The 15059-nt window shown below is 31.1% G+C and carries 9 protein-coding genes; 8 read left to right on the plus strand and 1 reads right to left on the minus strand.

Annotated features, from left to right (window positions below; all coding sequences use genetic code 11):
- Positions 1–781 precede the first annotated feature (781 nt).
- From xylF to xylA, 4 genes are all read left to right on the plus strand, one after another.
- Complete coding sequence (xylF, locus tag D2A34_RS10380) at positions 782–1861, plus strand: D-xylose ABC transporter substrate-binding protein (protein WP_079441640.1); 1080 nt, start codon at positions 782–784, stop codon at positions 1859–1861.
- A 63-nt stretch (positions 1862–1924) separates the two neighbouring features.
- Positions 1925–3502 (plus strand): xylose ABC transporter ATP-binding protein, encoded by a 1578-nt coding sequence (locus D2A34_RS10385; protein ID WP_079441639.1) that lies wholly within the window; start codon positions 1925–1927, stop codon positions 3500–3502.
- A 2-nt stretch (positions 3503–3504) separates the two neighbouring features.
- Entirely contained in the window at positions 3505–4674 is a 1170-nt protein-coding gene (locus tag D2A34_RS10390; RefSeq protein WP_079441638.1) for a sugar ABC transporter permease, read from the plus strand.
- Between the two features lie 356 nt (positions 4675–5030).
- Positions 5031–6356 (plus strand): xylose isomerase, encoded by a 1326-nt coding sequence (gene xylA / locus D2A34_RS10395; protein WP_119366567.1) that lies wholly within the window; start codon positions 5031–5033, stop codon positions 6354–6356.
- 760 nt (positions 6357–7116) lie between these two features.
- Here the strand turns inward: xylA and D2A34_RS10400 are convergent.
- On the minus strand, positions 7117–8853 hold the full coding sequence (locus tag D2A34_RS10400; protein ID WP_119366568.1) for a methyl-accepting chemotaxis protein: 1737 nt from the start codon (positions 8851–8853) through the stop codon (positions 7117–7119).
- 312 nt (positions 8854–9165) lie between these two features.
- Between D2A34_RS10400 and xylB the strand changes: the two genes are divergently transcribed.
- The 4 genes from xylB to tkt form a co-directional block, all read left to right on the plus strand.
- Positions 9166–10668 carry a xylulokinase gene (gene xylB / locus D2A34_RS10405; RefSeq protein WP_079441635.1) on the plus strand — a complete coding sequence of 501 codons (1503 nt, stop codon included), beginning with the start codon at positions 9166–9168 and terminating at the stop codon, positions 10666–10668.
- A 348-nt stretch (positions 10669–11016) separates the two neighbouring features.
- Positions 11017–12165 (plus strand): ROK family transcriptional regulator, encoded by a 1149-nt coding sequence (locus D2A34_RS10410; RefSeq protein ID WP_079441634.1) that lies wholly within the window; start codon positions 11017–11019, stop codon positions 12163–12165.
- 284 nt (positions 12166–12449) lie between these two features.
- On the plus strand, positions 12450–13097 hold the full coding sequence (gene fsa / locus D2A34_RS10415) for a fructose-6-phosphate aldolase (protein ID WP_079441633.1): 648 nt from the start codon (positions 12450–12452) through the stop codon (positions 13095–13097).
- Positions 13098–13314: 217 nt separating this feature from the next.
- A partial coding sequence (gene tkt, locus D2A34_RS10420; protein ID WP_243128316.1) for a transketolase occupies positions 13315–15059 on the plus strand: 1745 nt, incomplete at its 3' end.

The following is a 15059-nucleotide window of genomic DNA, read 5'->3' on the forward strand; positions in this document are numbered from 1 at the left end:
TAACAAACCGAAATAAGTAACATATTGTGTTTCGGTTTCTAGGAATTTCGATGGATGATTCTACGACTAGAAGTTGTACCCACAATGCTTGCCTCAACGACATGCGTTGAACAAGCATTATGGAACAACCTCTAGTCAAGAATCATTACCATCAAAATTCCAATGAAACACTGCAAACAATATGTTACTTATTTCTGGTATAGTGCTAAACTAAAACTTAAAGTTAATAAATATGAATAGTTATTCTACTAATAAATCTAATGTTTAATTTAAATATCCATATAGGTATCTAAACTATGAAGCTGATTTATGATTTTAAATATATACTGTAACAGAAATAGAAGGTACTCTTTTACGCAGTGTTGCATTGAAAAAATATCTATAGGTATTTCTTCAGTGAAAGTTGTTCCAGTCCTGCTTGTCATTAGCTTGCCTAAGGAGCAAGCAGGACTGGAACAACTTTTACTGGTAGAAATCCATAGATGTTTTTTCTAGCAACCGAGTAATAGAGTACCTTCTATTTCGGTTTGATATCTATTGAGCAATATTTTACTACACTAATTTGTAGAATAAACAAATAATCTAGGTCGACCTCTTATATTTAAGAGATTAACCTAGATTATTTTCTATTTTAGCTTATTTACTGGTAAAAAATTGCTGTTTGAATACGGCAATATAAAATTATAAGTCAGCAAATGGGTCTATTTGAAACGTTTACTTTTGATAATATAATTAGCATTGTAAAAGAGATAAACAATTATGAAAAAAGGGGAGATAAATAATGAAGTCTAAAAAAATGGTTAAATTGTTAGGTTTAGCGCTAAGTGGAGTATTAATATTTTCAGCACTAACAGGTTGTAGTGGGAAGAAAGATGCTCAAACATCAGCTGGAGGGGATAAGAAAATAAAAATTGGTGTAAGCTTTGATGATTTAAGACTTGAAAGATGGCAACATGATAAAGATATATTTGAAGAACAAGCTAAAAAGCTTGGGGCAGATGTTGTTTTCCAATCTGCAAATGGAGATGATCCAACTCAAATGTCACAATGTGAAAATCTTATATCTCAAGGAATAGATGTTTTGGTAATAATTCCTCATAATGGAGAATCTATAGCACCTATCGTTGAATCAGCTCATCAAAATAAAATAAAAGTTTTAGCTTATGATAGATTAATTACAAATAGTGATTTAGATTATTATGTATCATTTGATAATGTTAAAGTTGGAGAATTACAAGGAAAAGCAATTGTTGATAAAACTCCTAAAGGAAACTACTTTATGATGGGAGGTTCTCCAACAGATAATAATGCGAAATTATTTAGACAAGGTCAAATGAATATTATAAAACCTTATGTAGATAAAGGTGACATTAAAATAATAGGAGACCAATGGGCAAAAGACTGGTTAGCAGAAGAAGCGTTAAAGATAATGGAAAATGCATTAACTGCAAACAACAATAAGATTGATGCTGTTGTTGCATCTAATGATAGTACTGCAGGCGGTGCTGTTCAAGCGTTACAAGCTCAAAGCTTAGCAGGTAAGGTTTCGATTTCAGGACAAGATGCAGATTTAGCAGGATGCCAAAGAGTTGTAGAGGGAACTCAAACTATGACAGTATATAAACCAATTAAGGATATTGCTGCAAAAGCTGCAGAAATGGCAGTGAAAATGGGTAAAGGTGAAGAAATTCAAACAAGTGGAAGTGTAACAAATAATGGTCAAAAGGATGTACCTTCAGTGTTACTTAATCCAATAGCAGTAACAGCTGATAATATGAAAGATACTGTTATAAAAGATGGATTCCAAAAGTTTGATGATGTATATAAAAACGTGCCAGAAGATAAAAGACCAAGTAAGTAATTAGAATATTGGGGTTTGAAATTATAGTTTCAAACCCCAATATAGAAAGGAGATATGTATTTCATGAGTGAGTATATTTTAGAAATGCAAGATATAGTAAAAGAGTTCTTTGGAGTAAAGGCATTAGATGGAGTAACATTAAAAGTTAAGAAAGCAGAAGTACATGCACTTTGTGGTGAAAATGGAGCCGGAAAATCTACTCTAATGAAAATTTTAAGTGGAGAACATCCTGCAGGATCTTTTTCAGGAAAAATAATCTTTGAGGGAAAAGAGTTAAATCAAACTGGCATAAAAGATTCTGAGAAAGTTGGTATAGCGATTATTCACCAAGAATTAGCTCTGATAAAACAGCTTTCTATTGCAGAAAACATTTTTTTGGGAAATGAAATTGGCAAACATGGGCTAGTAAGTTTTAGTGAGCAATTAAATAAAACTAATGAATTATTAAATAGAGTTAAATTAAATATTAATCCTCTTACTAGAGCAGGGGATTTAGGAATTGGTCATCAGCAATTAGTTGAGATTGCAAAAGCATTATCTAAAGATGCAAAATTATTAATTTTAGATGAACCTTCAGCATCATTAAGTGAAGGTGAAGTAGAAGTCTTAATGGGAATTTTAGAAGACTTAAGAAAAGACGGAGTTACTTGTATTTATATTTCTCACAAACTTAACGAAGTTACGAGAATATGTGATAATGTTACTGTAATTAGAGATGGTTCGACAATAGGTCAAGTCCCTATAAAAGAAATAGATCAAGATAGATTAGTACAAATGATGGTTGGAAGAGAAATGAAAAATTTATTTCCAAGAGAAGAACATAAAATTGGAGAAGAATTCTTTGAAGTGAAAAATCTCAATGTTCGCGACCCATTTAATAGTAATTTATTGAGAGTTAAAAATGCGAGTTTTACATTGAGGCGTGGAGAAATACTTGGCATTTCAGGATTAGTTGGTTCAGGTAGAACTGAAATGGTAGCAAGTATATATGGAAGTTTTCAAGGCGAAAGAAATGGTGAAATATATTTTGAAGGTGAAAAAGTCAATATCAAAAATCCAGATGATGCTTTAAGTAAAGGTATAGCTATGGTTCCAGAAGATAGAAAGAAAGATGGAATAATCGCTGGAATGAGTGTTGCTAAGAATATGACTATAAGTAATCTTGTAAAATATAAAAAAGCACTTGATGTAATAGATAGTGACAGGGAAATGATGGATGTTCTTAAATACATTGATGAAATAAAGATAAAGACTGCATCAACAGAATTAGCAATAAAGAACCTAAGTGGTGGTAATCAGCAAAAAGTAATACTAGCAAAAAATCTCTTAGCTGAGCCTAAGATTCTAATACTAGATGAACCAACTAGAGGGATTGATGTTGGAGCTAAGTTTGAAATTTATAAATTGATTTTTAAGTTAGCTAAGCAAGGTATATCAATAATAATGGTTTCATCTGAATTACCAGAAGTTCTCGGAATTAGTGACAGAGTTCTAGTTATGAATGAAGGTGAAATAAAAGCGAGTCTTGATAATAATGGTTTAACTCAAGAAATGATTATGGCATATTCAGTTGGTAAGAAAAACGAAGAAAATGACGCAATAGATAATGAAGAAATTATAACGTCTGTAGGAGGGGTATAGATATGCAATTAAGCAAAAGTGTAAGTTCGGAGAAGGAAAGAAAAATAGGATTAGGCAATATATTCAAATCTAAAATGGCAACAATATTGATAGCAACGGTAGCAATATGGATTTTATTCACGGTTTTGACAGGCGGAAATTTCTTGACTACTAGAAATTTATCAAATTTATTTAGACAAATGTCAATCACTGGAATACTTGCAATAGGAATGGTATTTGTAATCATCCTGGGAGAGATAGATCTTTCGGTAGGATCAACCCTTGGGTTACTTGGAGGAATTGCAGCTATATTAAATGTTTGGTTTGGTCTTTCAGCTATTCCAACCATGGTTATAACATTATTACTTGGGATAGTAATAGGAGCTTGGAATGGATATTGGATAGCATTTAGAAATGTACCATCATTCATAGTTACTTTAGCAAGTATGCTTGTTTTTAGAGGAATATTAATAGGTATAACAGGTGGTAATACTGTAGCTCCACTGACAGCAGACTTCAAGACAATGGGGCAAGCGTATTTGCCAACTGCATTTGGATATGTATTAGTTGTACTAGCAGTTGCAGGTTCAGCATATTTAATATTAGGTAATAGAAAAAACAAAATTAAGTATAACATTGAAGTAAAACCTATGGCTTTTGATGTATCAATAATAGCAGCAATTGGAATATTGTCTTTAGGATTGGTATTAATTCTTAACGATTATCAAGGTTTTCCAATACCAGTTTTTATAATGTTAGTTATAGCTTTGGTACTATCATTTGTAGGAACAAAAACTATATTTGGTAGAAGAGTATATGGAATTGGCGGTAATAGAGACGCAGCAAGATTATCAGGTATAAATGTAAAGAAACATATTTTGGTAGTATATTCAATGGTTGGATTACTAGCAGCAGTAGCAGGAATATTACTTACAGCAAGATTAAATGCTGGATCAGTTGCTGCCGGGCAAAATGCAGAATTAGACGCAATAGCATCATGTGTTATAGGTGGTGCAAGTTTAGCAGGTGGTACTGGATCAGTTGTCGGAGCATTAGTTGGTGCACTTGTAATGGCAAGTGTGGATAATGGTATGAGTATGATGAATACTCCAACATTCTGGCAGTATATTGTTAAAGGATTAATATTATTAATCGCAGTATGGTTGGATATATCTTCTAAGAATAAAAAGTAGGTCTTAAATAAATAATAAATTAAGCCCTTAATTAAAATTATTATAAATAGATGACAATAAGTCATAGTAGCAGGTTATCTTAGGTGCCTGCTACTATCGATTTTTAGAAATGAAATTGCATATTTTTAGAATAACAAGTACTTAAAGCTACTAGTGGAAATTTGTTTCTAAATAAATGAAAAAGTTTTCAAAAAATCTATTGACGATTTAAAAAAAAGAAAGTATTATAAACTTATAAAATAACATTTAAAAAGTTATTTAAAAATGGTTGAGGGCCTTTTTTATTAAAGGTATAGAATTAAGTTATTTACTACAAATAATTTCTATTTGTAAATTAAAATAAGGAGGGTATTAATATGAGAGAATACTTTGAAAACGTTTCGAAAATAAATTATGAGGGGGCAGATTCTAAAAATCCATATTCATTTAAGTATTACAATCCAGATGAAGTAGTTGGTGATAAGACAATGAAAGAACATCTAAGATTTTCTTTATCTTATTGGCATACATTAACTGCTAACGGATCAGATCCATTTGGAGTTGGAACAATGATTCGTCCATGGGATAATGAAACAGACCCAATGGATTTAGCTAAAGCAAGAATGGAAGCTGCTTTTGAATTAATGGATAAACTAAATATCGAATATTTTTGCTTCCACGATAGAGATATAGCTCCAGAAGGAAAAACATTACAAGAAACTAACGAGAATTTAGACGAAATAGTTAAGTTATGTAAATCCTTAATGGAAAAATACAACAAGAAACTTTTATGGGGAACAGCAAATTGTTTCAGTAATCCAAGATATGTTCATGGAGCAGGTACTAGCTGTAATGCAGATGTATTTGCTTATGCAGCAGCACAAATTAAGAAAGCTATAGAAGTAACTAAAGAACTTAATGGAGAGAATTATGTTTTCTGGGGTGGACGTGAAGGATATGAAACTTTATTAAACACTGATATGGGATTAGAATTAGATAACTTCGCTAGATTACTTCAAATGGCTGTTGACTACGCAAAGGAAATAGGATTTACAGGTCAATTCCTTATTGAACCAAAACCAAAGGAACCAACAAAACATCAATATGATTTCGATACAGCAACTGTTTTAGGATTCCTTAAAAAATATAATCTTGATAAATATTTTAAAGTTAATATAGAAGCAAACCATGCTACTTTAGCACAACATACATTCCAACATGAACTTCATTTTGCAAGAGTTAATAATTTCTTAGGAAGTATAGATGCTAATCAAGGAGATCAATTACTTGGATGGGATACAGATCAATTCCCTACAAATATATACGATTCAACTTTAGCTATGTATGAAATACTTAAAAATGGTGGAATTGCACCAGGTGGAGTTAATTTCGATTCTAAAGTTAGAAGAGCATCCTTCGAAAAAGAAGATTTATTCTTAGGCTATATAGCTGGAATGGATACATTTGCTAAAGGATTAAGAGTTGCACATAAACTTTTAGAAAATGGTGATTTAGAGAACTTTGTAAAAGATAGATATTCAAGCTTTACTCAAGGCATAGGTAAAGAAATAATTGAAGGAAAAGTTGGATTCAAGGAATTAGAAGCATATGCATTAAATAATAATGCTATTGCTAATAAATCTGGAAGACAAGAATTACTTGAATCAATAGTTAATCAATATATATTTGAAGATCATAGATAAACAGTATGTAATTTAGAATTATGTGATAACTTACCGAAAGAGAAGGTGCTCTGTTACTCGGTTTCTAGAGAATTTGTCTGTGGATTTCTAACAGCAGAAGTTGTACCCAGTTATGCATGCTCATTTGACAAGCAAATGACAAGCATAACTGGAACAACTTCTACTGAAGAAATCCTACAGCCTAATTCTCAATGAAACACTGCGTAAAAGAGCACCTTCTCTTTCTGGTGATATATTTTGAAGCATAAATCAAACTTATAATATAGTTGCGCTGTATATATAAATAAGCATATATAACTTAGACTCATGTGTGACTTACTGGAACAAGTGACATATTATGTTTCGATTTCTAGTCAAGAATCATTACAATAAAATTCAAATGAAACACTGCAAACAATATGTTACTTATTTCTGGTATAGTGATGCAATTAAGTTACATTTATAGATACTAGTTATAACTATAGCCAAACTCTTAAGCGGCTTACCTATAATATAATAAAGTTTTTTGAAAAAGTCATGGTTGAATTCTAATAATTTAATATTAATATAGGAAAATTAATAGAACTTTTTGTGATATTTGAATTACAAAAAGTTCTTTTGATTCATCGAGTCCTATAGGTGAGAAGTTTGTAATAAACATAGTTTTTACATATAAAAAATAGTTGATAGTAACAAAACAACCATTTTGTTACTATCAACTATTTGAATGGGTAACTAAGGACTAATAGTCTATCAGAGATCCGCAGTAAAATGGATATTACTAACCTCGGAGCTTAAACTCAGAAATCTGATCATACATAATTTGTGATTGAGATGCTAACTCTTCGCTTGAAGCAGAAGTTTCTTCGGCAGTTGCTAAATTAGTTTGAACTATATCGGATATAATATTTACATGTGATGTCATATTTGATACAGAAGCTGTTTGCTCTTCAGAAGAAATTGCTATTTCTTTTACAAGCAGTGATGTATACTCAACATTGCTAACAATATTATTTAAAGAAATTTTTGTTTCATTTGCTATAGATTCACCTTTAGATATGGCCTTTAATGAATTTTCAATAATTTGAGTAATAGTTTTAACAGATTCAGAAGATTGATCAGCAAGTTTTCTTACTTCATCAGCGACAACAGCAAATCCTTTACCGGCCTCTCCGGCTCTAGCTGCTTCAATAGCTGCATTTAATGCAAGTAAATTTGTTTGTTCTGATATTGACTGAATAGCATTTATAATAACAGAAATTTGATTAGATGAAACAGCTATTTCGTTAATTGAGTTCATTAACTGCTCCATCTTATTGTTTCCTTCGTCTATAATCTTTCTGGTTTCACTATAGTAATCATATGCCTTCTCAGAGTTTTTTGTATTGGTCTTAACTTTATCTATCATTAAACTAAAGTTGTTTTGAAGCTGCTCAACGGCATTAGCTTGTTCAGAAGCGCCTTCAGAAAGTACTTTTGTTATGGATGCAATTTCTTTTGAACTATTTGCAGTGAAATCAACTGATTTATTTAAATCTGAGAAACTGTCATTTAGATTATTTATTATTTTCTCTAAAGATATGTGTATAGGTATAAAATCTCCAATATAGTTAACTGATTTATCTATAGTAAGATTTAAGTTACAATTAGATAATTCCTCTAATTTATGTGTTATATCTTTGATATAGTCTTTTAACATATTTATGGATTTGCTTAGATCATTAAACATTTCACCCATTTCATCCTTTGAACTATATTCGTTATCTATATATAACTTTCCTTGAGAGAGATTATAGGATATTCGTTTTACATTATTCACTCCTTCAAGAAGAACTGCTTTTAGTGTTTTACCTAGTAGTCTTGGAACTATAACTAAAAGAATCATTATAATAACAAGAATAGTCATAGCTATATTTCTATAAATAATAGAACTGTCAACAAAAGTTTTTGCATTTCCTTTTGAAGATTCGTATAATTTAGAAATATAATTTTCAACGATGTCTCTTTGAAAACTATATGTATCTAATTTTGAGGCTAAACTACTATTTGGATCATTATTTTTTATTCCATTACGTAAGTCTTTTCGATAAGTTTCCGCAATGGATAAATTTTGCAATAGCTGTTTGATTACGATTTCATCATTACCAGGACTATCATTTAATAATCTTACTTTAGCATTAAGTTCTTCCGCGGCTGAATCAGATTTTTCTATGAATACTTCTTTATTTTTTGTATTATTCTCTATTATAGCTCTATAAATATTATTATCAGAAGTTTGAAATGAAAGTCTAATATCTGAAATTGCCTGTGAAAGAGAGTATGGTCCATTATAAAGGGAAGAGGTTCTAAATGATAATGAAAGTAGTACTGCCATTGATATGATCATACTTATCATTGTAACTATGAGTATGAAATTAAATGTTGAATCTATCTTTTTAGTAATAGAATAATTTTTGAAATTCTCTTTTAGGTTGAAAGATTTATTAACTCTTTTTGTGGTTTTTTTAGTTCTTTTCATTATAAATCACTCCTAGTAGATTCCAGAATGAAAACATTAACAATGCCTATTATACCAAAATTTATATATAATTACATCTATTATGTAAAATAATATGAAATTTAAATTTACATAAATTTTGGTATAATAAGTATCAAATATTTTGTGGCAAAAAAGCTGAAAATGTATTCAAAAAACTCTTGACGATTTAAATAAAAGGGGGTATTATAAACTTATAAAACAACATTTAAAAAGTTATTTTAAAATATGTTTAAGAGTGAAACATTAACAACGTTAAGTAATGAAAAAATTATATAACAGGAGAGGTTTACTATGAGATATTTATTAGGCTTAGATATTGGGACATCTGGAACTAAAACAGCCCTATTTGATGAAAATGGACAAACGATAAAAACTGCAACTTTTGGTTATGATTTATTTCAACCACAAGCAGGTTGGGCAGAGCAAAATCCTGAAGATTGGTGGCAAGCGTGTGTTAGCGGAATAAAAGCTGTTATTGAAAAAAGCGGTGTACAAGCTTCAGATATTAAAGGTATAGGATTAAGTGGACAAATGCATGGGCTTGTTCTAATGGACAAGGATCATAAGGTAATAAGAAACTCTATAATCTGGTGTGACCAAAGAACTGAAAAAGAATGTGAATACATGACTGAAGTAATTGGGAAAGAAAGATTAATTAAGATAACTGGTAATCCTGCTTTAACTGGATTTACTCTTTCAAAGTTATTATGGGTTAGAAATAACGAACCAGACAACTATAAGAATATATATAAGATTCTTCTTCCAAAAGATTATATAAGATATAAATTAACAAATGTATTTGCAACAGAAGTTTCTGATGCTAGCGGAATGCAAATGTTAGATATAAACACTAGAAACTGGAGTGAAGAATTACTTAATGAATTAAATATAGATAAAAATATATTAGCAGATGTTTATGAATCAGTAGTTGTCAGCGGAAAGGTAACAGAAGAAGCTGCAGAATTAACAAACTTAGCAGTAGATACACCAGTTGTTGGTGGTGCTGGAGATCAAGCAGCTGGTGCTATAGGAAATGGAATAGTAAGCGAAGGAATAATATCGACAACAATAGGTACCTCTGGAGTGGTATTTGCAGCAACTGATACACCTAGATTTGATAAAGAAGGAAGAGTTCATACTCTTTGTCATGCTGTTCCTGGCAAGTGGCATATAATGGGGGTAACTCAAGGAGCAGGACTATCACTTAACTGGTTTAAAAGAACATTCTGTGCTAAAGAAGTTGAAGAAAGTGAAAAGTTAGGAAGAGATATATATGACTTATTAACTGAAAAGGCTGCACAATCTAAACCAGGATCAAATGGAATAGTTTATCTACCATACCTTATGGGAGAAAGAACACCACATATAGATCCAAATGTTAAGGGAGCATTTTTAGGAGTATCCCTAATAAATAATCATGATGATTTTGTACGTAGTATATTAGAAGGAGTTAGCTTTAGCTTAAAGAACTGTCTTGACCTTATTGAAGGAATGAGCGTAAATATTGATGAAATAAGAGTAAGCGGTGGTGGAGCTGAAAGTAGTATATGGAGACAAATATTAGCTGATATATTCCAATACTCGCTAACTACAGTAAAGGCTTCAGAAGGTGGAGCACTTGGAGTGGCAATATTAGCAGGTGTTGGGGCTGGTATATACGAGTCAGTAGAGGATGCTTGTAATAAAATTGTTAAGGGAAATGAAAAAGTAGCTCCAAATGAAGAGTTAAAAGAAGTATATTCAAAAGTATACGAAATATATAACTCAGCTTATCCTAGAATCAAGGATATATAAGAATAAATTTAAATATCTAATTTATCCGATAGCTATCATCCGTAATACTCCTACAATAGATGAGTAAGCGATTCACACTAAATCATAGATTTAGGTTCTCTGCTTAAGTGGGAGATAACGGCTGCGCGCTCCTGGATTAGTTCAACTAAATTCAGATGGAGTAAAAACTTCATCTGAAAAGTTTCACTTTATATCTTGATAATACGTAGTTTTAAAAGCATTAAATAGTACTATAATGTGAAAGTTATTTGTAATGACTTATAAATACTTTTACAAAAATAATAATAGTGATATTATTTAAGAAAGCTACTATTGTTCATATGATAGATGAGAGGAGTATTATCAAATTTGATTGAGGTAAATCACAGCAAAATTAAAGAGACGAATAGAAAAAAAATAATAGCATTATTACTAGAAAAAAATGAGATTACTAAATTAGATATTTCAAGAATTTTAGATATAAGTATAACTACAGTTTCTACTAATATTACTGAATTGAAAAATGAAGGTATTGTAGAAGATGTAAGATCTTTGGAATCTACTGGTGGCAGAAAAGCTATTGCTATAAAGTTAGATGAAAACTGCAGATACTCAATAGGAGTTGCATTAACACCAAATCACATTAAAATAGCATTGGTTAATTTGAAGAAAGAAATTATTGAAAATATAAGAATTAGACATAAAAATAATGGAATAGAAAATTTAATCACAATAATTAGTGAAAACATTGATTTTGTAATGAAAAAATATAACTTAGATTCTGAAAAGTTATTGGGAATAGGCTTATCTTTGCCTGGAACAGTAGATTTTCAAGAGGGCATAGTAAAATATTCATATCTTCTTGGTATTAAAGATTTTAATTTAAGGGAAAAGTTTGAATATTTAAATGTACCAATATATGTAGATAACGAAGCAAATCTATCAGCATATTATGAATTTTTAAATAGAAAAGATATAGTGAAAAATTTACTTTATGTATCCATAACAGATGGCTTAGGTCTTGGAATAATTATAAATGGTAAGATTTATAGAGGAGACAATAATTCATCAGGAGAATTTGGACATATAAAAGTGTCTATAAACGGAAAGAAGTGTAAATGTGGAGCAAAAGGCTGCTTAGAAGCATATACATCTAAAAATGTTCTAGTTGATAGTTATAATGAGGCGACGTTAGAAGATATATCAGATATAGATGAATTTGAAGAATTGTATTTGAAAAATGATACAGCTACAAAAAAAGTTTTAGATAAGTACTTGAAAATATTAGGTACTGGTATATCAAATTTAATTATGTTATTAGATCCTGATACAATAATTATAGGTGGGGATATAAATAATATATTAAATGATAAAATGGATATTTTGAAGAAAAATATCTATAAGGATAATTTATTTACAGATGAAAACAGCTGTACAATTACTATGGCAGATTTTAAAGAGTCATATTTGTTAGGGGCAGCTATGATGCCTATTGAAGAATTCTTAGAAATTAAATAACAGAGTAGTGAATAGCTGCTCTATTAATTTGAAAACTTATTAAACAAATTTTGAAAACATATTTTCAAAGTTACGTTAGTAAGATTATTATTAGGAAAGTCTTAAATCTTGATTGGAACTCCGGATTTAGACGAACCTTTAAAATAATAACAGATAGCTGATAATGGATATTCTAAAAAAATATAGAATTTTAAAAAAGGTATTATTGTATAAATCCGGTTATATTACTTTTGAGAGTATCCATTATTAACTATTCATTAAAAACAAGAGGAGATGTTAAGGAAATGAGATTTTTTTTAGACACAGCAAATGTAGAACACATTAAAGAAGCAAATGAAATGGGAGTTATCTGTGGTGTTACAACTAACCCATCACTAGTAGCAAAAGAAGGAAGAGACTTCAATGAAGTTATTAAAGAAATAACAGAAATAGTTGATGGACCAATAAGTGGAGAAGTTGTAAGTGAAGATGCTGAAGGAATGATTAAAGAAGGAAGAGAAATAGCAGCAATTCATAAAAACATGATAGTAAAAATCCCAATGACAGTTGAAGGATTAAAAGCTACAAAAGTTTTAGCTAGTGAAGGAATCAAAACAAACGTAACTTTAATATTCTCAGCAACACAAGCATTACTTGCAGCAAATGCAGGAGCAACATATGTAAGTCCATTCCTTGGAAGGTTAGATGATATATCAATGATAGGTATGGATTTAGTTAGAGATATAGCAGAAATATTTGAAATTCATGGAATAGAAACAGAAATAATAGCAGCAAGTGTAAGAAACCCAGTTCATGTAATAGAAGCAGCAAAAGCAGGAGCACATATTTCAACAGTTCCTCACAGCTTAGTTCTACAAATGGTAAAACATCCATTAACAGACCAAGGACTTGAAAGATTTAAGGCAGACTGGGCAGCAGCTTTCGGCAAGTAACAGTCTTAAAGCAGTTAACAGTTATTGATGAAAAGCCTACAGCTTTTCTTATAAATATATATTCTTAAGAATATATATTTATAAGAATATAAGAAGATATCAATAAAAACTTAAAAGAATTTAAAAAGAAATAAAGATAACAATATAAAAAGGTATAGTAATAGAGCGCCATGCAGCGTTTTACGAGGTCATATTTATATATAAAGTGAGGTAAAAAATGAGTAGAGAATTAGATAAATTATCTATTAATGCAATAAGAGTATTATCAGCAGATGCTATCGAAAAATCAAAATCAGGACATCCAGGGTTACCACTTGGGTCAGCTACAATGGCATTTACATTATGGTCAAAAATGAATCATAATGGAAAAAATCCAGAGTGGGATAACAGAGATAGATTTGTATTATCAGCAGGACATGGTTCGATGCTTGAATATTCATTATTACACTTATTCGGTTATGGAGTTACTGTTGAAGATATTAAAAACTTCAGACAAATCGGAAGTTTAACACCAGGACATCCAGAGTATGGCCACACTAAAGGTGTTGAAATTACAACAGGACCACTTGGACAAGGTATCTGTAATGCAGTAGGTTTTGCTATGGCAGAAGCGCATCTTGCAGAAAAATTTAACAAGCCAGATTACAGCGTAGTTGACCACTATACATATGCTATAGTTGGAGATGGATGTCTTATGGAAGGTATTTCAGGAGAAGCATCATCCCTTGCTGGAACTTTAGGTCTTGGTAAGTTAGTTGTATTATACGATTCAAATAACATTTCAATTGAAGGGCATACAGATATAGCATTTAGAGAAGATGTAGGAAGAAGATACGAAGCTTATGGATGGCAAGTATTAAATATAGCAGATGGAAATGATATAGATGCAATAGAAGCTGCAATAGAAGCTGCTAAAGCAGAAACTACAAAACCATCTATCATAATAGTTAAAAATCAAATTGGTTTTGGATGTCCTGCAAAACAAGGAAAAGCTTCAGCTCATGGTGAGCCTCTAGGAGCTGAAAATGTACTTGCTATGAAAGAAAACTTAGGTTGGAAAACAGAACCAGCATTCTACGTACCAGACGAAGTGTACACAAATATGGATACACATATAGAAAGTGGTATGGGTAAAGAAGCAGCTTGGAATGAATTATTTAGTAGCTATGAAAAATCTTATCCAGAATTAGCATCAGAATATGCTAAATGGATGAGCGGTGAAATTGATAAAGAAGCATTATTAAATAATGAAGAACTTTGGAGCTTTGACAAAGAAATGGCTACAAGAGATTCTTCAGGAATGATGATAAACAGATTAGCTGCACTTATTCCAAACTTTATTGGAGGATCAGCTGACCTTGCTCCTTCAAATAAAACTTACATGGCTGGAAAAGGAGATTTCTCAGCAGAAGACAGAAGTGGACAAAACCTTCACTTTGGAGTTAGAGAACATGCTATGGCAGCTATAGCCAATGCAATGTATGCTCACGGTGGACTTAAAGTATTCTGTGCAACATTCTTTGTATTCAGCGATTACATGAAAGGTGCCATGAGATTATCAGCTCTTATGAATCTTCCAATAGCTTATGTATTAACACATGACAGTATTGGTGTAGGAGAAGACGGTCCAACTCACCAACCAATAGAACAATTAGCAGCACTTAGAAGTATGCCAAACATGACAGTATTTAGACCAGCAGATTCAAAAGAAACTGCAGCAGCTTGGTATTATGCTGTAACTAACGGAACTACTCCAACATCATTAGTATTAACAAGACAAAAGTTACCACTATATGACGGATGCGCTAAGAGAGCTTTAAAGGGTGGGTATATCCTTAAAGATTCTAAGAAAGAAACTCCAGATGTACTTTTAATGGCATCAGGTTCAGAAGTGGAATTAATCTACAAAGCAGCTGATGAACTAGCAGCTAAAGGAATAGATGCAAGAGTTATAAGTATGCC

The organism is Clostridium chromiireducens (genome assembly GCF_003575225.1).
GTDB lineage: Bacteria > Bacillota > Clostridia > Clostridiales > Clostridiaceae > Clostridium > Clostridium chromiireducens.

What these genes read in the sequence shown, in the direction of transcription:
- xylF (WP_079441640.1), top strand. Translation starts at nt 782, where the DNA reads ATGAAGTCTAAAAAAATGGTTAAATTGTTAGGTTTAGCGCTAAGTGGA.
- D2A34_RS10385 (WP_079441639.1), top strand. Translation starts at nt 1,925, where the DNA reads ATGAGTGAGTATATTTTAGAAATGCAAGATATAGTAAAAGAGTTCTTT.
- D2A34_RS10390 (WP_079441638.1), top strand. Translation starts at nt 3,505, where the DNA reads ATGCAATTAAGCAAAAGTGTAAGTTCGGAGAAGGAAAGAAAAATAGGA.
- xylA (WP_119366567.1), top strand. Translation starts at nt 5,031, where the DNA reads ATGAGAGAATACTTTGAAAACGTTTCGAAAATAAATTATGAGGGGGCA.
- D2A34_RS10400 (WP_119366568.1), bottom strand. Translation starts at nt 8,853, where the DNA reads ATGAAAAGAACTAAAAAAACCACAAAAAGAGTTAATAAATCTTTCAAC.
- xylB (WP_079441635.1), top strand. Translation starts at nt 9,166, where the DNA reads ATGAGATATTTATTAGGCTTAGATATTGGGACATCTGGAACTAAAACA.
- fsa (WP_079441633.1), top strand. Translation starts at nt 12,450, where the DNA reads ATGAGATTTTTTTTAGACACAGCAAATGTAGAACACATTAAAGAAGCA.